We start from the raw sequence: 25,521 nt of genomic DNA on the forward strand, positions 1-25,521 counted from the left end.
TGCGGGATGGAGCAGTCTGGTAGCTCGTCGGGCTCATAACCCGAAGGTCGTTGGTTCAAATCCAGCTCCCGCTACCATTTTAACTAAGATGCAACTTAGTTAAAAGCAACATTTTAGATGTTGTCTATAAAATTGCAGTATAGTTGCGGGATGGAGCAGTCTGGTAGCTCGTCGGGCTCATAACCCGAAGGTCGTTGGTTCAAATCCAGCTCCCGCTACCATTTTAACTAAGATGCAACTTGGTTAAAAACAACATTTTAAATGTTGTCTATAAAATTGCAGTGTAATTGCGGGATGGAGCAGTCTGGTAGCTCGTCGGGCTCATAACCCGAAGGTCGTTGGTTCAAATCCAGCTCCCGCTACCATTTTAGTTAGGATGCAAACTTAACTAAGCTTAAATATGAATCATTTTGGTTGAAATTTAATTCATATTTGAGTATAATTTGCAACGTTGATGCGGGATGGAGCAGTCTGGTAGCTCGTCGGGCTCATAACCCGAAGGTCGTTGGTTCAAATCCAGCTCCCGCTACCAAGTTTCTAAAAGGGCTCACAAATAGGTGGGTCTTTTTTGCATAGTGAACTAAGGTTTACTGTGCGATAATAGGGGCGATTACGCCCTTTTTTATTGGCTATCGTGTGGTGTGTACATCAATTGGTCAAAAAGACATGCTTCACTATAGAAAGTTTGAATTGGTCCGATGAGCGATTGAATCGCACAAATATGACGAGAGTAAATGAAGCTATCAAATAAAACTCAAGCACTTCAAGATTTAATCACTCCTGCAGTGCAAGCTTGTGATGTAGAACTTTGGGGAATTGAATTTGTTCCTCAGGGTAAACGATCTTTATTGCGTATTTATATTGATAAAGATGTTGCTGGAGAAGCTGAAGCTGTGCACGGTGAAGATGGCGAGCTTGAGCAAGGTCGTGGGATTGGCGTACAAGATTGTGTACGTGTGACCCAGCAGGTAGGTGCGACTTTGGATGTTCATGATCCAATTTCAGGTGAGTATGCTTTAGAAGTATCATCACCAGGTTGGGATCGACCATTTTTCCAATTGGCACAATTACAAAACTATATTGGTCAACAAGTTGCATTGCGTTTAATTTCTGCGGTTGAAAATCGTCGTAAATTCCAAGCAAAATTGGTTGCTGTAGATTTAGAAAGTGAATTCATTCAAGTCGAAGTTGAGAATCAACAGGTACTTGAGATTGATAGCAACAATATAGACAAAGCGAATTTGATCTTTCAGGGTTAATCCAGAAATAGAAATCTGAATAAATAGGTGACGTATGGCACGTGAAATTCTCACCGTCGTTGAAACGGTTAGTAATGAAAAAGGTGTAAGTCGCGAAGCAATCTTTGAGGCGCTTGAACAGGCTTTGGTTGCGGCGACAAAAAAGAAATACTACGAAGGAACGAATTCGGAAGAAGCTCAGTTACGTGTAGAGATTGATCGTAAAACAGGTGAATATAGTACTTTCCGTCAATGGGAAGTGGTTGCCGATGAAGATCATGAAATGCCTGCATGCCAAGATGCTATTTCTGATTTAGATCCTGAACAATGGTCAATTGGTGATATTCGTGAACTCGAAGTGCCTTCAATCGATTTCGGTCGTATTGCTGCACAAATTGCTAAACAAGTCATTGTGCAAAAAATTCGTGAAGCTGAGCGTGCACTTGTTGCAGATGCATATGAGTCTAAAGTCGGTGAGTTAATCTACGGTGAAGTGAAAAAACAAACCAAAGATGGCTTTATTATCGACTTGGGTGACAATGCGGAAGCGTATTTGGCACGTGAAGAAATGATTCCTAAAGAAATTCTTCGTCCAAAACAACGTGTGACAGCGATTTTATATAATGTAAATCGTGAAGGTCGTGGCGCACAGTTATTATTGTCTCGTGCTAAACCTGATATGTTAATTGCTTTGATGACGAAAGAAATTCCTGAAATTTCTGAAGAAATCATCGAAATTAAAGCAGCAGCGCGTCAGCCTGGTGTTCGTGCAAAAATTGCAGTGAAAACCAATGATCATCGTATTGACCCTGTGGGTGCATGTATTGGTATGCGTGGTACACGTATTCAAGCGGTACAGTCAGAGTTAAACGGTGAACGTATTGACGTTGTGGTGTGGTCTGATGATCCTGCTCAATATATCGCAAGTGCTTTAGAGCCTGCAGATGTATCGGGTATCGTACTTGACGAAGAAGAACATACAGCGGATATTATTTTTGCAACGAGTGATCAGCTTGCACGTGCAATTGGCTCACAAGGTCAAAACGTACGTCTTGCATCAGAATTGACAGGCTTTAAGCTTAATATGATGCTTGAAGATGAGTATCGTGCTCGTCAACAAAATGAAGCTCAACAATATTTAGACATGTTTGTTTCACGTTTAGATATTGAAGAAGATCTTGCAATGGCTTTAGTAGAAATGGGCTTTACCTCGCTTGAGGAAATCGCTTATGTACCTGCGGAAACTTTCGATGAAATCGAATTAGATGCAGATACAGTAGAGTTACTACAAAGTCGTGCAAAAGACGCAGCTTTAGCAGATGCATTGAAACAACAAGAAAATATTCAGGACCCGAGTCCAGAACTTGTTGCGATGGAAGGAATGACTTCTGAAATTGCGTATGCTTTAGCCGCTCGTGGTGTAATCACAGTCGATGATTTAGCAGATCAAGCCACTGACGATATCTCTGATATTGAAGGTTTAGGCGCTGAAAAAGCTGGTCAATTGATTATGAAAGCGCGTGAATCATGGTTTAACTAGGAGGTAATACATGACGGATAAGTCAATTCAAGAGTTAGCGGTCAGCGTAGGACTTCCTGTTGCAAAGCTCCTTGATCAGGTGCGTGAAGCTGGATTGCCACAAAAGCAGGCTGAAGATAAAATTTCTACTGAACAGCAAGATGCGCTCGTCAACCATTTGAAAAAATCACATGGTCAAGACGTAGGGCAAGCAGGACAAATCACGTTGAAACGTAAAACAACCAGTACAGCGAAAGTTGCGAGTACTTCAGGTAAGGCAAAAACGATAAACGTAGAAGTTCGCAAGAAGCATACGTTTACTAAGCCTAATCCTGAGCAGATTAAAGCTGAAGCATTGGCAAAAGCGACAAATGCGCAGACTACTACATCTGGTGAAACGAAAGTTGAAACAGTAAAAGTAGAAAGTTCAGCAAAAGCCAATCTTGAAAAAATGCGTGCTGCTGCGAAACAGCAGACCGCTGCGAAAGAAACACCGAAAGCTGCAGTTGTGGTTAAGCGTAAATCTACGAATAAACCAATTACTAAAGCGACTGTTAAGGCGATAGAAACGCCTGAGCAAAAACGTCTGCGTGAAGCGCAATCGGCGCAGTTGAAAGCGACTGAAGAAGCAGCTCGTCGTAAGTCGGCTGAAGAATCGCAACAGCGTACGCTTGAGCAAATGCGTCAGATGGCGACTAAATACTCTGGTGAAGAAGCAACTGCAACGATTCGTGTTGTAGATGATTCTCCATTGGCAGCAGGTTTGGTTGGTCAAGCATATGAAGATTCATTTGCGAAAGAAGACCGTGACATCAAACGTGGTACCAATACGCCAACTGCACGTGCACCGAAAAAAGGTGGTCGTCGTGGTCAGGAAGAGCAAAGCTTCAGCAAACAACCTAAACGTGGTCTGAAAACAAGTCAGGCAGGTAAACACGGTTTTGAAAAACCTGTTAAAAAACAAGTTTATGATGTTGAAATTGGTGAAACTATTGTTGTTGCAGATCTTGCAGCGAAAATGGCGATTAAAGTTCGTGAAGTAATTAAAGCACTCATGAAAATGGGTGAGCTTGTTACTCAGAACCAAGCGATTGAACAAGAAATTGCTGCATTGATCGTAGAAGAAATGGGTCATAACCCAGTTCTAGTTTCTGATACGCAAGCTGAAGATAACTTACTTGAAGCAGCTGAAGAAGCGCGTGGTGCTCAATCTACACGTGCGCCAGTGGTTACAATCATGGGGCACGTTGACCATGGTAAAACTTCGCTTCTTGATCGTATTCGTCGTGCAAAAGTTGCTCAAGGCGAAGCGGGCGGTATCACACAGCATATTGGTGCTTACCACGTTACAACTGACAAAGGTATGATCACTTTCCTTGATACTCCTGGACATGCTGCATTTACTGCAATGCGTTCACGTGGTGCGAAAGCGACTGATATCGTGGTTCTTGTTGTAGCAGCAGATGATGGTGTTATGCCACAAACTGCGGAAGCAATTGATCATGCACGTGCAGCGGGTACGCCAATTATTGTTGCTATCAACAAAATGGATAAAGAATCTGCTGACCCAGATCGCGTATTGAATGAATTGACAGTGAAAGAAATCGTGCCTGAACAATGGGGCGGTGACGTACCTGTTGCAATGGTTTCAGCACACTCTGGTCAAGGTATCGATGAGCTTCTAGATCTTATTTCAATCCAAGCAGAATTGCTTGAGTTGAAAGCATCTGAAGAAGGTGCTGCGCAAGGTGTTGTTATTGAAGCACGTGTTGACAACAGTCGTGGTGCAGTAACGTCTATTCTTGTGCAAAATGGTACATTGAAAGTAGGTGACCTTGTTCTTGCTGGTGCATCTTACGGTCGTGTCCGTGCGATGACTGATGAGAATGGTCAGCGTATCCAATCTGCAGGTCCTTCGATTCCAGTGGAAATCTTAGGTCTTCCTGAAGCGCCAATGGCAGGTGACGAAGTTCTTGTTGTAAGCGATGAGAAGAAAGCACGTGAAGTTGCCGATGCGCGTATGGATCGTGAACGTCAAAAACGTCTTGAGCGTCAAAGTGCAATGCGTCTTGAAAACATCATGGCATCTATGGGCAAAAAAGATGTGCCTTATGTGAATGTTGTGCTTAAGACTGATGTACGCGGTACTTTGGAAGCCTTGACTGTTGCCCTTTCTGATCTTTCAACAGATGAAGTTCGTGTACGTGTGATTGGTTCGGGTGTTGGTGCAATTACTGAGTCTGATGTAACGCTTGCAGAATCTTCTGAAGCAGTGCTTCTTGGCTTTAACGTTCGTGCTGATACAACTGCGCGTCAAAAAGCTGATGCTGATGGCATGGATATCCGTTATTACAGCATTATCTATCAATTGATTGATGATGTTAAAGCGGCAATGAGCGGTAAGCTTGCACCTGAACATCGTGAAACGATTCTGGGTGTTGCGCAAGTTCGTGAAGTATTCCACTCAAGCAAATTCGGTGCAGCTGCAGGTTGTATGGTACTTGAAGGCGTATTACATCGTAACAAACCAATTCGCGTATTACGTGATGATGTGGTTGTATTCCAAGGTGAGCTTGAGTCTCTTCGTCGCTTTAAAGAAGTGGTTGAAGAAGTCCGTGCTGGTATGGAATGTGGTCTTGCGGTTAAAGGTTATAAAGACATTAAAGCGCTCGACAAAATCGAAGTTTATGATGTTCAGTTGATTAAACGGAGTCTTTAATGGCGGGTAGTCAACGTCTAAAGCGTATGGGTGATACTGTACAACGTGAGTTGTCAGAACTGATTCGCCAAGAGCTGAAAGATCCACGCTTAGGTGGTCTAGTGACCATCTCTGCGGTGAAAGTTAGCCCAGATTTAGGTTATGCCGAAGTTTACGTTACTGTTATGGGCCGTGAATTAGGTGATGATCAAAGTGAATCTGCAAACAAAGAAACTTTAGATGTCTTAAATAAGGCATCTGGATTCTTGCGTCATGAATTAGGTCGTCGGATCAAAACTCGTGTCACACCGCGTTTGCGTTTTCATTATGATAAAACCAATGCCTATGGTAACTACATGTTCGGTTTGATTGCAGAAGCAGTGAAGGATTTACCTCCTTCAGAAGAAAAGCAAGATAACGAATAAGTTGTTATAAAATGAAGCCACCTTTGGGTGGCTTTTTTTGTGTCTTGAAAATGCGTTTAAATTTAAATATCTAATAGCTGTATTTTGCTAATTGGGACACCTCAATATAACTAATCTATTCAAATTCCAAAATAAATTGAAACATTATCAATGTATTTATCAAACGTGTATTGAATATTGATACAACTCATTATTTAGGCTAATACTCAAACTTATATGATTGTTTCATTTTCATAAACTCAACAAAAAATTAAAAAAAATCTTATAGAATGATTTTTATATGAACAAATACAAATAAATATCTTTGAGGAAAACATGATGAATTCAATGAAAAAAGGTTTATTAGCGTTAACACTTGCAAGCACATTGGTATTTTCAGGCTGTGGTTATAATACCTTACAAGCGAAAGATGAGTCTGTGACTGCTGCATGGTCTGAAGTTGAAAACCAATATCAACGTCGTGCAGATTTAGTGCCGAACCTTGTAAATGTGGTAAAAGGTTATGCGACACATGAAGAAAAAGTATTAACTGAAGTGACTGAAGCACGTGCAAATGTTGCGGGGTTAAAGGTTGATAAAGAAGTTTTAAACGATCCTGAACTATTTAAAAAATACCAAGAAGCACAGTCGCAAATGACGGGCGCATTATCACGCTTATTGGCGGTCACTGAAAACTACCCAGATTTAAAAGCCAATGAACAGTTCCGAGATTTGCAAGTGCAATTAGAAGGTACGGAAAACCGTATTAGTACCGCACGTACACGTTATGTAGAATCGGTTCAAGATTACAATACTTACGTGCGTCAATTCCCTCAAGCAATGACGGCTAAAGTGATTGGTATGAAAGCGAAGCCAAACTTTAGTGCAGAAGCTGGTGCGGCAAAAGCACCAACAGTAAATTTTAATCAATCAAATTAACGCTCATAGATGGCTGTTATTGGAACAGTTTGAAAATGGCTAAGCATGAAAACAAGGTGAATTATGATTGAGTGGAATAAAAAATCAGTTTTAAAAAAAATGAGTACATTTTTATGTGTGCTATTTGGACTGATTTTTTCTATTCAATCCACTGTGTGGGCTGAGGTTGCGACGGCATCGGATGAGCAAGAGGTTCAAGATGCTGTGGTGTTGGGTAAAGTTGTACCAAATGCAAATTTACCGAATATTTTAAATCCAAAGGCGGCTAATCCACAACAAACTGCTCCAAATCCTAAGAATAATCAAGCGCCGAATGTACCCCAAGTTGCGAATGATATGGCAGAAGGGCAGACCACACGCAATATTCCCACATTGAACCAACCCATTGTTGATCAAGCGAATGTTCTTTCTGTAAGTGAGAAACAAAATTTAGAGCAGCAAATTCGAAATATCTATAATCAAGGTAAGGCACAAATTGGGATAATTATTGTACCAACCACTGGAAATGAAGATATTTTCGATTTTGCCATGCGTGTAGCAGAACAATGGAAACTAGGTTCGGCGAAGCAAGATAATGGTATGTTAATTGCTGTTGCAGTAAATGATCATAAAATTCATATTGCAACAGGTTATGGTTTAGAAGGTGTACTACCTGATATTTTAGTCAATCGAATTATCCGTAATCAAATTGCACCAGATTTTAAGCTGGGACAATATGGGCAAGGCTTACAAGCGGGTGTGACTGAAATTGAACGTATTCTCAATTTAGATCCTGCAATAGCCAAACAAGCTGCCGATGAGCTGAAGGAGAGACAAGCTCAAGCGGAGAAAGAGCAGGAAGCGAAAGACCGAACACTAACAGCTGCAATGGTAATTTTGATTGTGGGAATATTCGCATCATTTATCATTGGTAATCGTTTGAGTGCTGCTGTTGCAGGTGTCACGGCAGCAGCAGCGGGAATGATTTATGGCTCTGGTATAATAATGAGCCTAATCATGGGGTTTGGAATATTCTTCTTATTAATTACCTCGCTTGCACAACTGATTTTTCAAATGTTTCTATCGGGTGGTGGGCGTGGAGGCGGCGGTGGTGGTTTTGGTGGGGGAGGCGGTTATAGTGGCGGAGGTGGCGGTTTTGGCGGTGGAGGTGCATCAGGCTCATGGTAACAATAACTGAAACAACAGAAATTTTGACAGAACCAAAATTACAGGAAAAAGTGCAACCAAGCTTTAAGCGATGGTTAAAGCATTTTTTATATATGCCTGCATCTAAACGTTATTTCTCTAAGCAAGATCAAAATGCTATCACACAAGCTGTTACAGTTGCGGAGCAAGGTCATGTCGGGGAAATTCAAGTGGTGATTGAAGGACATATTCCAAGCAATCAAGCTTATCACCAAAGTACTCGTTTGAGAGCCCAGCAGCTTTTTGCTGAACTTGGTGTCTGGGATACAGAGTATAATAGTGGTGTTTTGTTATATTTAAATTTGTGCGAACAGACTGTAGAAATTATGGTGGATCGAGGAATAGATCAAGCAGTTACATCAGATATTTGGCAACAAATTTGTGATGAAATGATTTTACAGCTAAAAAATAAGCAATATCGTATGGCTGTGGAAAATGGTGTTGTTGAAATAGGTAAAGTGTTGAATTTATTTTATAATCAACAGCAGAGTTTGCAAAAACCTGATATGATGAACGAGTTGGCAAATCAACCCATAATATTGAATTAATTAAGAAAAATTTTAGATTTGTTTTATTTTAAAGTGACAAGAAGTGTCACTTTTTTACGTTTAATTACTTAAAAAAATATGATGAAAAAAAAGACTTGTAAAGCGTTACATTCTCTTTAGAATCAGACTGTACTAAAGGTCTGTTGTTTTTCCACATAATAAACAGATTCTTAAATTGCTGTAAAAAGCTATAAAAATTTTTAAAAACATTGGAGAAATGTTATGAAATCAGTTCAAAAGGGTTTTACTCTTATCGAATTAATGATCGTTGTTGCGATTATCGGTATTCTTGCTGCTGTTGCAATCCCTGCTTATCAAGATTACACGGTACGTGCAAAAGTAACAGAAGGTTTATCACTAGCTTCATCAGCTAAAACTGCTGTGTCTGAAAATGCTGCGAATGGTGCTCCTTTCAGTTCAGGTTGGAATGCACCAGCTCCTTCAAAAAATGTAGCAAGTGTTGGGATTTCTTCAACTAATGGTGCAATCACAATTACATATGCTAGTAATATTGATAGTGGTCATACATTAATTTTAACTCCTTTAGACGGTACAGCTGCTTTAGTTGGTACTGCTACTACAAGTACTATTCCTACTAATGGTTCAATTAATTGGAAGTGTGCTAGTGCAGGCAGCCCTACTGTTGCGAATGTAAGTAATGGTACGCTTCTTGCTAAATATGCGCCAGCTGAATGTCGTAACTAATTGATTTATTTTAAAAGCCAATCTAATCAAGATTGGCTTTTTTATTGACTGAAAGTAGTATTATGAATATTTGTATAAAAAATAATTTGTATCTTCTAATTTTAGGTATAGGATATTGTTTTGGTGTATTAAGTTTTCAACATTACAGTCCTAGTCAGCATGATTTTTATATCAATTCAATTTGTTATATATTAGTTGCTTTTGCTCTTGTTTTATTTTTTATAAAAAATAAAACAAGACTATATATAAATAATATTTTTTGGTTATTTGTATTGTGTGTGTTTTTAATTCAACCTTTCATCAATAAAATTATTTATACTGATTCATTGATATTTCCTATAGCTATAATTTTATTGATAACTTTAGTTTCAATAAGTATTTCAAATTATGATAATAAAAGAAGAGTAATTTATTTTTTTGGTTATATTTTTATTTTATCATCTTTGCTGTTATTCCTTACGCAACTTATTCATATTTTAAAAATTTTACCTCTAGTTGAATTAATGCGGTTACCATTACAAGTACAAAGGTTTTCAGGTAATATATTTCAACCTAATCAAGCTGCATTTATTTTTTCACTAGGAATAATTTCATCAATGTTTATCTTTGATGAAAATAAAAAAGTCTTTAACTACATATGTATTTTTATTTTGAGTGTTGGAATTGCATTTACAGCAAGTCGATCAGGGTTAATTATATTATTATCAATGACTTTATTTTTTAATTTATATAAAAATTATGATAAAAAAAATAGTTTATTAAAAATATATGAGTTTTATTTTGCTTTAATGTCCTTTATTATAGGGAATTATTATTACAATAAGCTAGCAGTAAATGGTATTGTTGGTCGAATTTCACAAAGCTTAGATGATCCAAGGTTATCTCTTTTGAGTCAGTCATGGTTGAGTTTTGTGAATCAACCACTAACAGGAATTGGTTGGAAAAATTTTGCAAGCAGTAATTTTATTTACTATAATCAATTAGAGTGGGTGAGCTTCACAGATCACTCACATTTTATTATAGGTCAACTTCTAGCAGAATTTGGTGTCTTAGGAGGTTTGATATTCATTTTATTTACTTATATTGTTATTAAGAACTTAAAAAAATTAAAAAATATTCAAGATATTTTTGTTTTTACAATCTTATGTATTTTTATTCTGTATTCTTGTTTTGAATATCCATTGTGGTATTTTAGATATTTATTTGTTTTTTCAATATTTTTATCATTGCTTGATAAAAGTGAAGCATATGAATATAAAGTTGATAAAGATTATTTAATATATGTTCCTTGCTTATTTTTAATGATTTCATCTGTCTATTACACGATGCAATATAGAAAAGTTGCATATATTAATGATATCGTTTTTGATCAAAATGAAAATCAAAGAAATAAGATGCTTGCTACAGTAAATCTTGACCCTATTTTTGGGTTTAGCTATTTTCAAGATCTTCTTTTTTTTGAAGCAGCTGATCGTGATGAGTTTCTTTTGAATGATAAGCTTATCATAGGAGAGAGGTTAGTTGAATATTCGCCTGATTATAGGTTTCTTATTAAACAAGGAGCGTTTTTAGCATTTGATAATCAAAAAGAAAAATCATTGTTATATTTTGATATGGCTTGTCATTATGATTTTTATCAAAAATGCCCATATACAATACAAGTTCTAACTTTGTTAAATAATGAAAACCATAAAAAATTTGGAGATATCTATTATAAGGTGAATACTCATTATAATTCACAAATCAGTAAAAAATAATGTATCTTTTTATAGATTAACTATATGATAATTTAGTTTTTCTATTCCTAATCTAATGAAAGTCATCCCATACATCCTTTCAGCCATCTTGCTTTTACTTGCATGGCTTTTTCCATTCCATAAAATGCCATGGACAACGTTTGGTAGTGAAGTGCTGACATTTCTTTCAGCATTAGTATTGCTTTCAACATTTATCAATAAAAACCTAAATATTGCAAAGCCGCAATTACTGATCTTGCCAATCTTGGTGATTCCTTTAATTCAATGGGGGTTTGGTCAAGTTTTATATTTTAGTAATGCTCTGCTGTGTACGGCTTATATCGGCATGTTTTGGCTTATGGTAGTCGTTGGCTATAACTTAGGAGTTGGAGAAAAAGGGCAGCGAGAGCAAGTTTTTAAAATTTTCTGTTTGATTATTTTTATAGGTGCAATCTTTTCAAGTTTGATCGCATTGAGTCAATGGCTCACAGTGAATGAATATTTCAGTCCTTTAATGAATTTACTGCGTGGTAATCGTCCTTACGCTAACTTTGCACAACCGAATAACTTAGCGACATTTATGTGCATGGGAGTATTTGCTTGCTTATATTTCTATGAAAAACGGATTTTACCCAGTTATATCATTACACCTTCCGTACTTATTTTTCTATTCACAATTGCGCTAACACAGTCACGTACCGCATGGGTGGTCTGTTTATTTACACTGGTTTATTTAGTAATAAAGCAATTTGGACAAGTAAAGCGTTTTAGTTTTACTAAATTATTGGCTTGGGTCGGCGTATTTATTGCTATTATTGCAACTTTGCCAATGATTAACCAATGGATTGCTGCTGTTGCTATTCAAGATGTAGCCCAGACGGCTTCAGTTGTTGAAAGAGCATCAACAGGTTACTTACGTTTAGATATGTGGAATCAAGCATTAATCGCGATTACACAGCATCCTTGGTTGGGCTATGGTTGGAATCAAACTGGGATGGCGCAAATCGCTGCTTTTGATCTCTATCCTTCTCATGAGTGGTATAAGACAGCGCACAATGTTGTTTTAGATTTAACCATTTGGAATGGTATACCTATTGCGATAATCATTATTCTTTATGTCATATGCTGGTTGTTTTGGTTAAATCGTGGTGCTAAAGAGCCTGTTTCTATTGCTGCAATTTTAATGGTTTGCGCAGTTCTCATTCATGCTTTATTGGAATACCCAATTCATTATGCGTATTTCCTTTTACCACTTGGGTTTTTACTCGGGATTATTCAAGCACAATACGCACAATTACCTACAGTAAATTTAAAACCTGCAATAACGGTGAGTATCGTTGTTATTGGTTTAGTTTTGATTGGGGTGATTTACCGTGACTATATTCTATATCGTGAACAAAGTGTTTTGATTAAACAGAAAACATCATTATCAGCATCAGAACAACAGATCATGAATCAGGATATTTTAATCCTGACCCAGTTTAAAGAACGTGTGTGGTGGATTGGTTTTAATCCGCATAGCAATGTATCTGATCAGCAGCTCGCACACATTGGAAAAATGGTGGCAAACTTAGCCTCTAAATACGATATTTATAAATATGCGCAAGTTTTGGCTTTTAATGGTAAAAAAACTGAAGCAGAACATCAGTTGTGGATATTGAAAATATTACATGGGCAAGAAAATAGCTATCAAGATTTATTGGTAACATCTGCTGGAAAATAATCGATATACACAAAAAATCCCCATTCTTTTGGGGATTTTTTATTGGTCTGAAATAAGAAATTTAAGATTACATTTGGCTTTGAATATAATTTTCAATTCCGATACTTTCTGTTAAATCGATTTGCGTCGTTGTCCAATCCCAATATTCTTCTTCTTTTTCTAGAATCTCTTGCACAAGATCGCGTGTAACGTAATCTAAATGTGTCTCTGCAAGTGCAACAGTAGCTTTAAGTGCTTCGATATTTTCTTTTACTTTACGAATATCGCAATTTAAAACTTCAACAGTGTGTTGCCCAATATAAAGCTTTCCTAAATGCTGTAAATTTGGTAAGCCTTCTAGAAACAGAATACGTGAAATGATCTTATCAGCGTGCTTCATTTGACGAATGGATTCTTTATATTCGGCAGAACCGAGTTGCTCAATGCCCCAATCATTAAACATACGTGAGTGAAGGAAATATTGGTTGATTGCAGTTAGATGGTGGTAAAGAACTTGATTAAGTTGATTGATAACGTCTCGATTGCCTTTCATGGTCAAAGCTCCATTCAGTTGTGTGCCTTAAAAACGGTAAGGCAATCCATAGCACTATCTTAATCAAATTTATCAATAGTTTCGAGTGATTTATAGAACGGCAAATGAAAATCGCAATCAAAAACAATTGGGCTACATTTAACAGAGTGGAAGTTTAGACAAAAATAACCCGCTCTGAGTCGAAGCGGGGGAGGAAAATGATCCGCAGATCATTAAAAAATTATTATCGTTATATTTGGAATATTCTAAGCATATTTGTTAGGCAGCAATCGAGATACGTGCAGCAATTTCTGCCAGCTCTTCATTGATGATACTTTTTGCTTCTGGTACGCAGCGACCGCAGCAAGTACCTAAATCTAAGAGATCACGAACTTCACGATAGCTTTCCGCACCATTTTCCATCGCATCTTTAATATCTTGATCTGTAATACCACGACATAAACAAACGTACATGAAAATCAACCATGAGGTTAAATGGGATATCTAATATTAGTGATAATTGTTATCATTTGTCAATGGAATTCATTTAAATTCGCATTTATTTTGATTGGCTTTTTGAATAAAAAATACCACCTGATCGGTGGTACTGATGGTTAATTTTTAAACATCTTAGAAATTAACAATTTACCTAATTTTGCTCAAAGCACTATTTATCAATGATGACAATGCCATCCATTTCCACTAAAGCATTTTTTGGCAATGCCGCAACGCCTAATGCCGCACGAGCTGGATAAGGTTGAGCAAAGTATTCGCCCATAATTTGGTTGACGAGTTGAAAGTGTGAAAGGTCAATTAAGAAGATATTCAGTTTTGCGATATCTGCTAAAGAACCACCAGCAGCTTCACAAACGGCTTTTAAATTATCAAAAACACGACGAACTTGTGCTTCAAAACCTTCTACAAGTTCCATGCTATAAGGATCTAAACCAATTTGCCCTGAAAGATATAATGTATTGCCCGCTAAAATAGCTTGAGAATAGGTGCCTATTGCAGCAGGGGCATTTTCAGTATGGATTACTTGGCGGGACATCGATTTCTCCTAGGTTTTGGCTTTTCTTCGTCAGATATATGAATGTGCTACATGCAAGGGCGTGTCGCATTTTCAATCTAATCGAATATACCTTAGCACGCTTTTGCTTTGATGTTGTCATTAATCTCAACTGGCATAGCAAGGCGTTCAATACGAGGGAAACCAAATTGCATACGTAATTCACGAATGATCTGAGCAATTTTCTTACGATTATTCACTACGATATTGACGTAGGTTTTTCCTTCATGTGAGCGAACAGATTCAACACCAGTTTTTGCTTTACGACACAAGTAGATTAGTTCAGAGATTTGTTCATCATTCAAAATAAGGTCAATACTCAAATAAGCATTGAAATTGACATCATCTTCTTGCTCAGACGTCCAATTCAAAGACATGATATTTTCAGGGTGTGAATGTTGTTCATGAATCAAGTTGTGGCAACGAGCACGGTGAACGATTAAACCACGTCGAGATAAATGCCCTTGAATTTGATCGCCAAGCACAGGGTTGCAACAATGTGCATATTTAACGTCGACACCTTCCGTACCTTGAATTAAGCGCTCAGAAACAGCATGATCTGTCGGTTGCGACTGTGCAAATAAATGGTTTGCAACCAATTGAGGCAGTAAATCACCTACCGCGATTTGCTCAAATAAAGTATTTTTATCTTGAATATGACGCCATTGCAGTAAATCTACCCAATCGGCTTCAGATAGATCTGACACAGAGCGATTAAATAATTTTAATGCACGATTTAGCGCTTGCTGCCCGACTAACCGTTGTTCCTCTATATCTTGTTCACGCAAAATGTTTTGAATGGCTCTACGGGCTTTTTGGGTATTAATGAAGCTCAACCAGTCTGGATTTGGTGTAGCTAAAACATCGGTAATGACTTCAACCACTTGACCGCTTACAAGAGGGGTGGATAAAGGTTTACTTTCACCATTGATTTTAACGCCTACAGCATGGTTGCCTAAAAATAAACTGGCTGAATAAGCAAAATCTACAGCAGTCGCACCTTGAGGAAGCTCATGCAACTGACCATGTGGCGTGTAAACCCAAATTTTTTCTTGATGTAAATAATCTAATAAGTCGCTGAAAGTCGTTTTGGCACAATCACCACCGACAAGAATATTGAGGTTTTTCATCGATGCTTGAATCGCAGAGCGACAGGCTTGCGGCGCATTTTCACCCAAAACCACGCCAAAGCGTGCAGCTTTACGCATCAATTCTGTTTGGATGGTGAGTGATAATGTGGTCTTTTCACCTTTCAAACGAATCATTAAAGATTGGTTGCCACCTGGTAGCGGGCGACGAATATGGTCGTCATAGCTCAATACTTGAAAATTTTCACGTAAGGCATCTACAAGACGGTCACAATCCGCAATGCTTTGTAAAATGATTTCAAAAGCATGACTATTGGTTAGTTCTTGTAAATCAATTTCATTTTTGACAAAGTGGCGTAACAACTCAATATTATTATTTTTCTTTTTGATACGGCCTTGAATATGGTAATTATTCAATAACTCAGCTAAATTCTGTTCCCAAACTGATTGATATTTACAGCGTTCAGGTTTGGTTTTTAACAACGACTCTTGCACGTTGTTATACATATCCAAATCAAGATTTTGATAACACAAATGTTCAAGGTTATCGCCCATTTCATTCATGCCGACCAAACGCGCCATGGGCACGAAAATATCAAACGTTTCCTGAGCGATACGAGCACGCTTGTCTGGACGTAATGCGCCCAAAGTGGTCATATTGTGATAACGATCTGCCAGTTTGATAATGATTACGCGTGGGTCTTGCAGGGTGGCTTGCAGAATTTTACGGAAAGACGCTGCTTTATTGTATTCTTTATCACTGGAATGGCTGAGCTTGGTCACACCATCTACCAGCTCGGCAACAGTACGTCCAAATTTCTCAATAATATCTTCTTTAGTAAAATCAGTATCTTCGATCACATCATGCAGCAAGGCAGCCATGAGTGTTTCTGCATCCATTCGCATATGCGCCAAAATGCAACTCACAGCGATCGGATGTAGGATATAAGGTTCGCCACTCTTACGAGTAATACCATCGTGTGCAATATCGGCATAATCACAAGCTGCAAGAACCCGTTCGACATCACTTGGTTTTAAGTATGCATCGACTATGATATTGAGCTGCTGCTTAGCTTGGCTGACCTCTTGGCCTGGCATAGAACACCTATAATAAATTGCGAAGTTGAACGATTTTTCCTAATACCTTAATGAAAAGCATATTGAGTCACTTGTCAATTTCTAGAAATAAAAAATATCTATTTTTTTAACAAATATTTAACAGTTTGTCGATGTGTTGGCATAACTATTTCATATAAATTTGCAATAAAAAAGCCTAGTGTGGTCACTAGGCTTTTTTAAGAAGATTCAACTTATTGGAAAGAGAAGCCTTCAAGGTTAAGATTGTTTGCAGAAAGTGCAAGGTCAAGACTCGAAGTTTGATAGTCTTGATCACGTTGTTTCAAGATATCTTTCGTTACATGACCAACCGCAATTTCACGTAAAGCAACAACAGTTGGTTTGTCATTATCCCACTCTACAGTAGGCTCAATGCCTTGACGTGCCAATTGACGCGCGCGTTTGCTTGCCACTAGTACAAGCTCAAAGCGGTTGTCTACATGGTCTAAACAATCTTCAACGGTTACGCGTGCCATAAGAATTCTCGATTGAATATAAATTTTTTAAACAGACTGTCCAGTATAAAATGCTTTCAGTCCAGACTCAAGTTTTAATCGACGCTTATTTAGAAAGCAGCGTAATTAAGATTGTGGTGTAATTAATTTTTCAATTAAAACTTGATGACGATTTGCTTGTTGATCTAACTTTAAACGATTTGCGTTAATGACTGACTCTAAATCATGCAACGCTTTATTAAAGTCATCATTGATAATAATATATTCAAAATTAACATATTGCTGCATATCTGCTACAGCGCAACCTAAACGATGTTCAATCACTTCAACCGAATCTGTGCCACGATTAGACAAACGCTGACGTAAATCAAATTGAGTAGGAGGAAGGATAAATATCTGTTTAGATTCAGGAAAAAGTTTACGAACTTGCTCAGCACCTTGCCAGTCAATTTCTAAAAGAACATCATGCCCTTTGGCGAGTTGCTCTCTTACAGTGGCTTGAGCTGTGCCATAATAATTACCAAAAACTTCTGCAAATTCAATAAAACCACCTTGATTCACTTGATCTAGGAAGTTCTCTTTAGAAGTAAAATGATAGTGAACACCGTCGAGTTCGCCAGGTCGTTGACCGCGAGTCGTATGAGACACAGAAACATGCAAATTGCTTACACGTTCAAGGAGCGCTTTAACGAGAGATGTTTTGCCTGTTCCAGATGCCGCAGAAACGACAAACAATAGACCCGACATGATATTTTTCCTGATATGATAAAATATCTTCTCTATTTTAGAGTAGACGGAACACAAACAAAACAGTTTTTAATGGTTTTTGTAGATTGTTTGTGTTTTCACGATAAAATTATTCGACCATTAAAGTGACTATTGAGGATTTTATGGAAATTGTATTGGCTAATCCACGTGGATTTTGTGCAGGCGTAGACCGTGCAATTGCCATCGTCAATCGTGCACTTGAATGTTTTAATCCGCCCATTTATGTGCGCCATGAAGTAGTACACAATAAATTTGTGGTCGATGATTTACGTCAGCGCGGCGCTATCTTTGTTGAAGAACTGGATGAAGTTCCAGATGGTAATATTGTTATTTTTAGTGCACACGGTGTATCAAAAGCGGTGCAGCAAGAAGCTGACCGCCGTGGTCTAAAAGTATTTGATGCCACTTGTCCATTGGTCACAAAAGTACATATAGAAGTGACCAAATATGCGCGCGAAGGCACTGAGGCTATTTTGATCGGGCATGAAGGTCACCCAGAAGTTGAAGGAACAATGGGGCAATATGATAAGAAGCGTGGTGGTGAAATTTACTTAGTAGAAGATGAGGGTGATGTTGCTTCTCTGACCGTACACGATCCTGAAAAAGTTGCCTTTGTCACTCAAACGACACTTTCAATTGATGATACTGCAAAAGTAATTGATGCTTTACGTGAGAAATATCCAAAAATTCAAGGGCCTCGTAAGGATGATATTTGCTATGCAACGCAAAATCGTCAAGATGCAGTTCGAGATTTAGCAACGCAATGTGATGTTGTTTTAGTGGTAGGTTCTCCGAATTCATCCAATTCTAATCGCTTACGTGAACTAGCAGAGCGTATGGGAAAACATGCCTATCTTGTAGATAACGCGGATGAGTTGCAGCAGGAGTGGTTTAAGTCTACAGATAAAATTGGTGTTACTGCGGGTGCTTCTGCTCCGGAGATATTAATTAAGCAAGTGATTCAGCGTTTACAAGACTGGGGGGCTACTGCACCACAAGAATTGAATGGTCGTGAGGAAAATATCACGTTTAGCTTACCTAAAGAGTTAAGATCTTCAGTTAATTTTAAAAAGTAGTTTTTCCTCAAACTAAAAGCCGACTCTGTTAATCAGTTGTCGGTTTTTTTGTGCCTTTTATCAGGAGTTGAGTGCTTTTGTAAGTTTTACTAAATAATATGTGTTCTAGTATTTATTAAAAAGTCTCTGTGATTAGGATGTCGCAATGAGAATAAAAAAGGGGTTTACGTTAATCGAGCTGATGGTGACTGTTAGTATTTTGGTCATTATTGTGATGTTAGCTGCACCTTCATTTACTAATTTATTGGTAAAACAAAATCTAAATTCGAATATTAGAACATTGTTAGCTACATTTTCGGATGCACGTAGTCAATCAATACTGTTAAGAAAAGATGTAACTGTAATTTTGAATAATACGAACAAGAATACCGAAATTAATTATTATTGGAGCATGGAAGGTAGAGGAAGTTTGGTTGCTCCAACAACAATCCCAAGTATTGTCTTTCAATCTGATGGTACTTTAAAAAACACAACTAAAAATACGAAATTTACAGATACAAATTTTATTATATGTAGTATGAATTTTTCAAAAACAGTGACTTTAACAAGGGTTGGCACAATAACTCTAGGAGCTGAGGGTAGTTGCTAATGCAAATATTAAAAAAACAAAAAGGGACAGGCATGATTGAGATATTAGTTGCTTTAGTTCTTCTTGCAATTGGTGTTTTGGGCTTCACAGCCTTGCAATTGAGAGCAGTTGAAGCAACTAGTGAAGCATTTAATCGTATTCAAGCAATGGTTGTAGCTCGTGATTTTGCGGAACGTATTCGAATTAATCCTTATGCATTATCGGTATTAAAAAAAGACAATACAGCGATTTCAACTGATACTGATCAGTCTGCATATATAGAAGCTGTTGCTGATAATAAAGATGCTGTCTCGGTATACGTTTGGGACAAATGCTATGAAACAAAAACATGTACGAGTGCTGAAATGGCTGTTGAGGATGTTTTACAAGTCACTTATAAGGCTGCTCAAAATGGCATGAAAATGAATCTAATAAATTGCCAAAGTTCGATAACGAATAGTTCAAATGATGCAGCAGGTAATGTAACGCAAACCACTTCAGCTTTAGCTATTGCGAATAGCCGTAAGTGTATTTATGTTGCTTGGGATAAAACACTGCCAGTAGATGGTTCGGGAGCAGATGATTGTACCCAATATGGAATTTATAAAGATGACTCTAAATGTGTAGTTTTGGAGGCATATTAAATGAAGAAATCAAATTTAAAAGGATTTACTTTAGTTGAGTTAATGGTTGCTATAGCTCTGGGGTTATTAATTGTTGCAGCAGCTACACAATTATTTATCACTGGACAGGTAAGTTTAAACCTACAAAAAGCGATGGCTGATATTCAAGATAATTCCAATTTTGGAATAAATTTTATAGCTTCTGATCTAAGGAAAGCAAATTATGGTGCTGACCAACCTATTATAAACAGTACGACAAAAAATGGTGGAATTGTATTAAGTACTGATAATTTTCCAAATGATTTAGCAGGTAAACCGAGAGTGACATTGTTGTCAAAAGCAGCTGTAGAAGAAGCAAGTTCAGCGCTTACGAGTACGGCTAGCGATCAATTGGTTGTGCAATATTATACTCCAGAAAATACAATAGATTGTGAAGGGAATAATGTTCTTGCAGGTAATTTTATTGTTCAACGATATTTTATTGATAGTGGTAATTTAAAGTGTGATTCTGGCCAGTACTTGAAAGATAAACCTGCTGTAACAGTAACATATGCGTTGACTGGATTTGGTTCGAATGCACAAACTATTTTAAAAAATGTTGAATATATGCGTATTCTCCTTGCCGTAAGTGAAGATAACGATACTGCAACAGGAAGTCAGTCTAATTTGCCTGTAGATGGGCTGGCTCAAAAAAACTTACGTTATATTGGAATAGGTGATTATCCCAAGACTGGTTCTTTGCCACGAATTAGAGGTGTGCAACTGGGTATATTGATGAGAGCAAATGAGAGTGTTTCATCCACTACCGAGTTGGCAAATAAAAATAAAGCAACTTTTCGTGTATTGGATACCGATGTGACTTTAAAAACTAAAGATACAATATTTTTGCATCAGGTTGTTGCGCAAACAATTGCATTACGGAATGCGATGGGGGCTGCATCATGATAAAGCGATCTTTGGGACAAGCTGGAAATACACTTGTTGTTATATTAGTTTTATTGGTGATTATTACAATTGTTGGGACTTTGGCTATACGTCAGGGGGTGATTAGTTTGAAAATTGCGACCAATAGCCAAGCGCAGTCGTTACTCCTGCAAAATACTGATGCGTATTTTTTTAAACTTGAGGCTGCCAATGCTGCTCAAAAAGTTCTAAATGCAAGTAAATTTGGACCTATTGGTTACGCTTCTCAGACACAGAATATTGGGCAGGAAATCTCCTATTGTTTTACTAAAAATAATGAACAGGCTTTTGATACAAATACAGTCGGATTATTTATTTCTGGAACTGGATTAAGTAAAGGGTATTGCGATCCTTCCAATGCAAATAGTTTTACCAGTGGTCGTAAAGCTGTGATGACGCAAGTGACAATAAAAGTTGAAAATAAACCAAGTGCACCGCTGGAAAATTTTATTGAAGGAACGGATACAGAGTTGGTCAACCCTGCTATGCGTATAAAAATAAATGTCTTATCGCTCATACCTGTAATGGCAAATGTGACGAATACAATCATTGTAAGTTGCTTAAAAGACAATCCAGCAGAAGCTGCAAGTGGGGTGGTAACGAAAACGAGTTGTTTGAATACAAATAATATTCCCTATAACGCCCAAGTTGCCGAATACAAGCAGAGTAATTCACCTCTATAGTGTGTAAGTTGGAGATAAGCAATGAATCAATTTGACAATAAAAGTATCAACTTCAATAAAAAAACACTGTGTATAGCTATTGGGTATGTGATTTTAGGCGGAGGCTTTTCAACGGGTGTTGGTAGTGCAGTCCCAAATGATTTAAATATGTATAAACAGCCTACATTAGGTAAAACCAATTTACTTTTAATGATAGATAGTACAGCAGGAATGGATGATGAACAGAGTGGTAAGCCAACTAGATCTATTGCAAAAGATTATCCAACTTGCGTAACTCGTAATTTAAAATCTGAATCAGTGACATCTTTGGATAGTAAATATCAATTTAGCAATACATTAAAAGATAGTAGTGGGAGGGTTAAGCCAACTTTTGTATATCCAATGCCATATTGTGATGATGGTACATCTGAATTTAAATATAGTCGGATGGATCGTATGAAAGTAGCGATGACAAAACTTTTAAGTAGTACAGATATTTCGGATGATGTCGTTATGGGAATGGGGCAATTTTCTACCCAAACTTCAAAACAGTACGTTATTGATTCAGCGAAAACAGCACAGAATAATAATACAGGTTCTTTACCAAGTGTTACGCAATACTTTTATACACAAAATGATGGATATAAAGGCTTGGGTGGTGGAGATGGTGCTTCAGCAAAAATTCTTTTACCTGCTGCACCTTTAAGTTTGGATCAAAGGTGGAAAATGCGGGTAGCAGTTAATGCACTAAATAGTGGCAGTAGAACACCTCTAGCTGCTGCATTAGCTGAATCAGGAGCATATATGCTGGGGAGAACGACATTAAATAGTGATGGGACGAGTCCTGGAGGAACTGTGCTAACAGGGCAGTCAAAGTCGAATAGTGCTTCAAGTAATTCTACGACAGCATTCCAAGCGAGTGGTTTTAATTCATCAATAGATACTTCTAAAAGTGGAAGTAATTATCAATCTCCAATTACAAGCAATACGGCATCTTGTAACAGTAATGGTATTTTTCTTTTAACAAATGCAGCTCCATCTCAAACGGAGTCTGTTGTAGCACAAGGTCTGATGAGGAATGCATTATTCGATCCTAACTTTACATGCCCTGTTAGTAGTGGTGGTACAGTATTAAAAAGCGTTACTTCTGAAGGTAAGGATTATGCATGGACATGCATGGGAGAGTTTGCTAAACGACTTAAGAATAGTGGAAGTAATATTAAAGTTGCTGTGGCGGGATTTGGTAATAATTTTATGCCTTATATGGGGGCAACAGCATCAGCTCAATATTCAGATTCCAATGGTAATCTAAGAAAATATTATAAATGTAATAACCTAACCGTTGGGCAATCTTATACCGTTAATGGAGTGTCATCAATATTGACACAAGATACTGTTAATGCATGTAATTTAGGTGAAAAAGCGAATAATAATGCGGGTCTTAATGATGGTGGTATTGTTGGTGGTTTTGGAGAAGGAGGTTTTTATCCAATAGTCTCGCCAGAAGAATTAGTTAATAGCATCAAAAGTTTTGTAGCAGATCTTCAAACAAGCATACCTTCTTTAAATAGCGGTCTTCCCGCAATACCAACTGACACCTTAAATACAACACAGCAACTTCCTTTTGCATATTATTCACAATTCCAATCAGATACACGATCTAGTCAGGCTGTGGGAATTTGGGTTGGAAATATTAAAAAATTCCAAGCTTTTAATAATACCTTTAAAGATAAAAATTCGAATAATATTATTGACACCAATGGTAACTTGGCTTCTACGACCGATTTTTGGAGTATAAGTACCGATGGTGCAAATGCTATAAGTGGCGGGGTTTCTGCTAAGTTACCTGTGCAAACAGTAGTTGGAAGAAAAATTTATACAAACAGATCAGTTACTGGTAGTACTGTTTCTGAAATAACTGCAGCTGATACCGCTTTAACACTGATAGCTTCAAATAATACGACTGCTACAACAGGAACAGCTGAAGTACTAAGTGCAAGCTCAGACCCAGATAAAGCATATTTACTTAATTTATTAGGTTTTGGAATATCGACTTCATCAGTGCCAGCGGCACTGACAAATGCGACTCAGTTGCGCCAAATGGGGGCTACAATTAATTCGACCCCTGTCGCATTTACGACACAAAGTAAAATAGCCACCAAGGCTTCGGGTTCTGGTGCGACACTGCTCAATGTTGGGGATTATATCAATCGTAAAGACTATATTTTATTTGGAACCGCTCAGGGCTTACTTCAGGTTGTAGATTCGTCAACTGGTGAGGAAAAGTTTTCATTTTTACCTAAAGAAATGATAGATCGTCAAAAACAAGGATTCATTGCTAAATCACTTCAGTCAACTTTGCCAAATTTTTATTCAGGAATTGATGGTGCATGGTCAGTTTATGCCAACTATGTAACAAACGATGAAAGTAATAGCTTAAAAGCGGACACCTTAAACGTCTACGGTGGGTTGCGCCGTGGTGGTGCAAATTACTATGGGCTTGATTTAAAGAATATTGAAACTGGTAGCCCTAAAATATTGTTTAAAACCTTGGGAACAACTGCTATAGATCCGATTACAGGTATTCCTACAGGTGCTTGTAGTAATACAACTCCATTGACTTGCATGGGGCAAAGTTGGTCAAAACCTACAATCGGCTGGGTAAAATGGAAAGGTAAACCTCAGCTCGTGATGATTGTTGGAGGGGGGTATGATCCTGTCTATGATACGAATAGCTATAAATCGGATACCACTGCAACAAAAGGTAATGGCGTATATATGTTTGCAGCCAACACCAATACAGATACAGGGTTAACAGCAGGTGCTTTAATGTGGTGGGGGAGTAGTAGTGCAACTGCAACTGCAGCTACAGATACTGAAGCTGCAAAAACGACAAATTCAAATCTTAAATATAGTGTTGTAAGTGAAATTAAAGCTATAGATAGAGATAGTGATGGTTTTATAGATAATTTATATTTTGGAGATTTAGGTGGTCAAGTATTTAGGGCAGACATTAACAATCTAACATCAACAACGACTACCTTGTTCGATGTCAAGCGAATTGTCCGAATTGGTAATTTTGTAGCAGATACAGAACGGGCAGTGAAAACGGCGCCAAGATTTTATTCAATGCCAATATTTACAGTTCATCGTATTGGCGATTTAGCAGGTGTCATTAATGCGACTCGTTTTGCTGTTATTAGTGTTGGTTCTGGAGACCAAAGTAATCCAGTGTTAAATAGTTTAAATGATTTAAACGGAATGCCAGATCGGGTTTATGGTATTTTTGATAAAGATATAGGGCGTGAAGATCTATATAGCATGTTAGATGCTGATACAACAAGTAAAGGGTTATTGACGGGCACAGCAGAAGTGTCAAATATGCTGGATTTAGCCGTGACCACAGCAGCTACTACGGGTGCAGCAACATTAGCAAATATGCAACTCGCAGAGACAAAGGGTTGGTTTAATACCCTTGCAGGTAGTACATTGGGTACCACAGCAACAAGCAATTTAGATCCTGCATTAACAGGAGGTATTGCTCGTTTTAAAGTACTAAGTAAGTTCACTGCAATTAAGAATACATTGTTTACAAGCTATTTTGACGCAGCAGATAATGGTTCTTCTACGAGCTGTAGTGCTGGTATTAAAGGACGGTCTTATATCAAAAATTATTGTCTGCCTTTTGGGAGTATGGGGGCAGATGGCATGAATTGCGGTGTGGCAATGGATGGGAGATTGTATTCTGGTGCAACTGCAATTGGGAGTGATGTAGGGGCTGGAGTGATACCCGTTATTATTGGTGGGATGAATACATCAGGTGGCACTGCCATTGGTCCTTTAGCAGGGAAAGCTGGAGCTGTTTCAGCACAATATAAAACACCTTTAAGGTTTGAACCATTAAAGTGGTCTGAGAAAAACTCCTAG

Annotated in this window: 22 protein-coding genes and 4 tRNA genes; 20 read left to right on the forward strand and 6 right to left on the reverse strand. The window is 37.8% G+C overall.

What is annotated here, in order from left to right; genetic code table 11:
- The 14 genes from ACG94X_RS08045 (at position 1) to ACG94X_RS08110 (ending at position 12,695) form a co-directional block, all read left to right on the forward strand.
- Positions 1 to 77, forward strand: a tRNA-Met gene (locus ACG94X_RS08045).
- A 67-nt stretch (positions 78 to 144) separates the two neighbouring features.
- Positions 145 to 221, forward strand: a tRNA-Met gene (locus ACG94X_RS08050).
- A gap of 67 nt (positions 222 to 288) precedes the next feature.
- Positions 289 to 365: transfer RNA gene (locus tag ACG94X_RS08055), tRNA-Met, on the forward strand.
- Between the two features lie 90 nt (positions 366 to 455).
- Positions 456 to 532: transfer RNA gene (locus ACG94X_RS08060), tRNA-Met, on the forward strand.
- Between the two features lie 202 nt (positions 533 to 734).
- The gene (gene rimP, locus ACG94X_RS08065) at positions 735 to 1,259 is read left to right on the forward strand and encodes a ribosome maturation factor RimP (protein ID WP_419383211.1); all 525 of its coding nucleotides are present in this window, start codon (positions 735 to 737) and stop codon (positions 1,257 to 1,259) included.
- Between the two features lie 34 nt (positions 1,260 to 1,293).
- Positions 1,294 to 2,778, forward strand: coding sequence for a transcription termination factor NusA (gene nusA, locus ACG94X_RS08070; protein WP_419383212.1), 1,485 nt, complete (start codon positions 1,294 to 1,296; stop codon positions 2,776 to 2,778).
- 10 nt (positions 2,779 to 2,788) lie between these two features.
- Positions 2,789 to 5,476: a translation initiation factor IF-2 gene (gene infB / locus ACG94X_RS08075; protein WP_419383213.1), complete on the forward strand. Its 2,688-nt coding sequence runs from the start codon at positions 2,789 to 2,791 to the stop codon at positions 5,474 to 5,476.
- Positions 5,476 to 5,880 carry a ribosome-binding factor A gene (locus tag ACG94X_RS08080; protein ID WP_419383214.1) on the forward strand — a complete coding sequence of 135 codons (405 nt, stop codon included), beginning with the start codon at positions 5,476 to 5,478 and terminating at the stop codon, positions 5,878 to 5,880. Before infB ends, ACG94X_RS08080 begins: the two co-directional genes overlap by 1 nt.
- 318 nt (positions 5,881 to 6,198) lie before the next feature.
- Complete coding sequence (locus tag ACG94X_RS08085) at positions 6,199 to 6,798, forward strand: LemA family protein (RefSeq protein ID WP_419383215.1); 600 nt, start codon at positions 6,199 to 6,201, stop codon at positions 6,796 to 6,798.
- Positions 6,799 to 6,861: 63 nt separating this feature from the next.
- A complete protein-coding gene (locus ACG94X_RS08090) occupies positions 6,862 to 7,965 on the forward strand; it encodes a TPM domain-containing protein (protein ID WP_419383216.1) in 1,104 nt (367 codons plus the stop codon).
- Positions 7,959 to 8,531, forward strand: coding sequence for a TPM domain-containing protein (locus ACG94X_RS08095; RefSeq protein WP_419383217.1), 573 nt, complete (start codon positions 7,959 to 7,961; stop codon positions 8,529 to 8,531). The genes ACG94X_RS08090 and ACG94X_RS08095 overlap by 7 nt, the downstream gene beginning before the upstream one ends.
- 222 nt (positions 8,532 to 8,753) lie before the next feature.
- Entirely contained in the window at positions 8,754 to 9,236 is a 483-nt protein-coding gene (locus tag ACG94X_RS08100) for a pilin (RefSeq protein WP_419383218.1), read from the forward strand.
- Positions 9,237 to 9,280: 44 nt separating this feature from the next.
- A complete protein-coding gene (locus ACG94X_RS08105; RefSeq protein ID WP_419383219.1) occupies positions 9,281 to 10,993 on the forward strand; it encodes an O-antigen ligase family protein in 1,713 nt (570 codons plus the stop codon).
- A 55-nt stretch (positions 10,994 to 11,048) separates the two neighbouring features.
- Positions 11,049 to 12,695, forward strand: a complete 1,647-nt coding sequence (locus tag ACG94X_RS08110; RefSeq protein WP_419383220.1) for an O-antigen ligase family protein — start codon at positions 11,049 to 11,051, stop codon at positions 12,693 to 12,695.
- 67 nt (positions 12,696 to 12,762) lie between these two features.
- Here ACG94X_RS08110 and bfr read toward each other — a convergent pair whose 3' ends face one another.
- The 6 genes from bfr to gmk form a co-directional block, all read right to left on the reverse strand.
- On the reverse strand, positions 12,763 to 13,227 hold the full coding sequence (bfr, locus tag ACG94X_RS08115) for a heteropolymeric bacterioferritin subunit Bfr (protein WP_419383221.1): 465 nt from the start codon (positions 13,225 to 13,227) through the stop codon (positions 12,763 to 12,765).
- A gap of 258 nt (positions 13,228 to 13,485) precedes the next feature.
- On the reverse strand, positions 13,486 to 13,680 hold the full coding sequence (locus ACG94X_RS08120) for a bacterioferritin-associated ferredoxin (protein ID WP_419383222.1): 195 nt from the start codon (positions 13,678 to 13,680) through the stop codon (positions 13,486 to 13,488).
- A 193-nt stretch (positions 13,681 to 13,873) separates the two neighbouring features.
- Positions 13,874 to 14,257 carry a deaminase RidA gene (gene ridA / locus ACG94X_RS08125; protein ID WP_419383223.1) on the reverse strand — a complete coding sequence of 128 codons (384 nt, stop codon included), beginning with the start codon at positions 14,255 to 14,257 and terminating at the stop codon, positions 13,874 to 13,876.
- 92 nt (positions 14,258 to 14,349) lie between these two features.
- A complete protein-coding gene (locus tag ACG94X_RS08130; RefSeq protein ID WP_419383224.1) occupies positions 14,350 to 16,461 on the reverse strand; it encodes a RelA/SpoT family protein in 2,112 nt (703 codons plus the stop codon).
- A 212-nt stretch (positions 16,462 to 16,673) separates the two neighbouring features.
- Positions 16,674 to 16,955: a DNA-directed RNA polymerase subunit omega gene (gene rpoZ / locus ACG94X_RS08135; RefSeq protein ID WP_196075745.1), complete on the reverse strand. Its 282-nt coding sequence runs from the start codon at positions 16,953 to 16,955 to the stop codon at positions 16,674 to 16,676.
- A 105-nt stretch (positions 16,956 to 17,060) separates the two neighbouring features.
- Entirely contained in the window at positions 17,061 to 17,681 is a 621-nt protein-coding gene (gene gmk / locus ACG94X_RS08140; protein WP_419383225.1) for a guanylate kinase, read from the reverse strand.
- Positions 17,682 to 17,824: 143 nt separating this feature from the next.
- On the opposite strand from gmk, the gene ispH reads away from it, so the two are divergent.
- The 6 genes from ispH (at position 17,825) to ACG94X_RS08170 (ending at position 25,521) form a co-directional block, all read left to right on the forward strand.
- Positions 17,825 to 18,778, forward strand: a complete 954-nt coding sequence (gene ispH, locus ACG94X_RS08145) for a 4-hydroxy-3-methylbut-2-enyl diphosphate reductase (RefSeq protein ID WP_419383226.1) — start codon at positions 17,825 to 17,827, stop codon at positions 18,776 to 18,778.
- 145 nt (positions 18,779 to 18,923) lie between these two features.
- Positions 18,924 to 19,367, forward strand: coding sequence for a prepilin-type N-terminal cleavage/methylation domain-containing protein (locus ACG94X_RS08150; RefSeq protein ID WP_419383227.1), 444 nt, complete (start codon positions 18,924 to 18,926; stop codon positions 19,365 to 19,367).
- Positions 19,367 to 19,990, forward strand: coding sequence for a type IV pilus modification protein PilV (gene pilV / locus ACG94X_RS08155; protein WP_419383228.1), 624 nt, complete (start codon positions 19,367 to 19,369; stop codon positions 19,988 to 19,990). Before ACG94X_RS08150 ends, pilV begins: the two co-directional genes overlap by 1 nt.
- The gene (locus ACG94X_RS08160; RefSeq protein ID WP_419383229.1) at positions 19,991 to 20,914 is read left to right on the forward strand and encodes a PilW family protein; all 924 of its coding nucleotides are present in this window, start codon (positions 19,991 to 19,993) and stop codon (positions 20,912 to 20,914) included.
- Positions 20,911 to 21,615 (forward strand): hypothetical protein, encoded by a 705-nt coding sequence (locus tag ACG94X_RS08165; protein ID WP_419383230.1) that lies wholly within the window; start codon positions 20,911 to 20,913, stop codon positions 21,613 to 21,615. Before ACG94X_RS08160 ends, ACG94X_RS08165 begins: the two co-directional genes overlap by 4 nt.
- Positions 21,616 to 21,636: 21 nt before the next feature.
- Positions 21,637 to 25,521 (forward strand): pilus assembly protein, encoded by a 3,885-nt coding sequence (locus ACG94X_RS08170; RefSeq protein WP_419383231.1) that lies wholly within the window; start codon positions 21,637 to 21,639, stop codon positions 25,519 to 25,521.

This window comes from Acinetobacter psychrotolerans (assembly GCF_048552595.1).
Taxonomy (GTDB): Bacteria; Pseudomonadota; Gammaproteobacteria; order Pseudomonadales; family Moraxellaceae; genus Acinetobacter.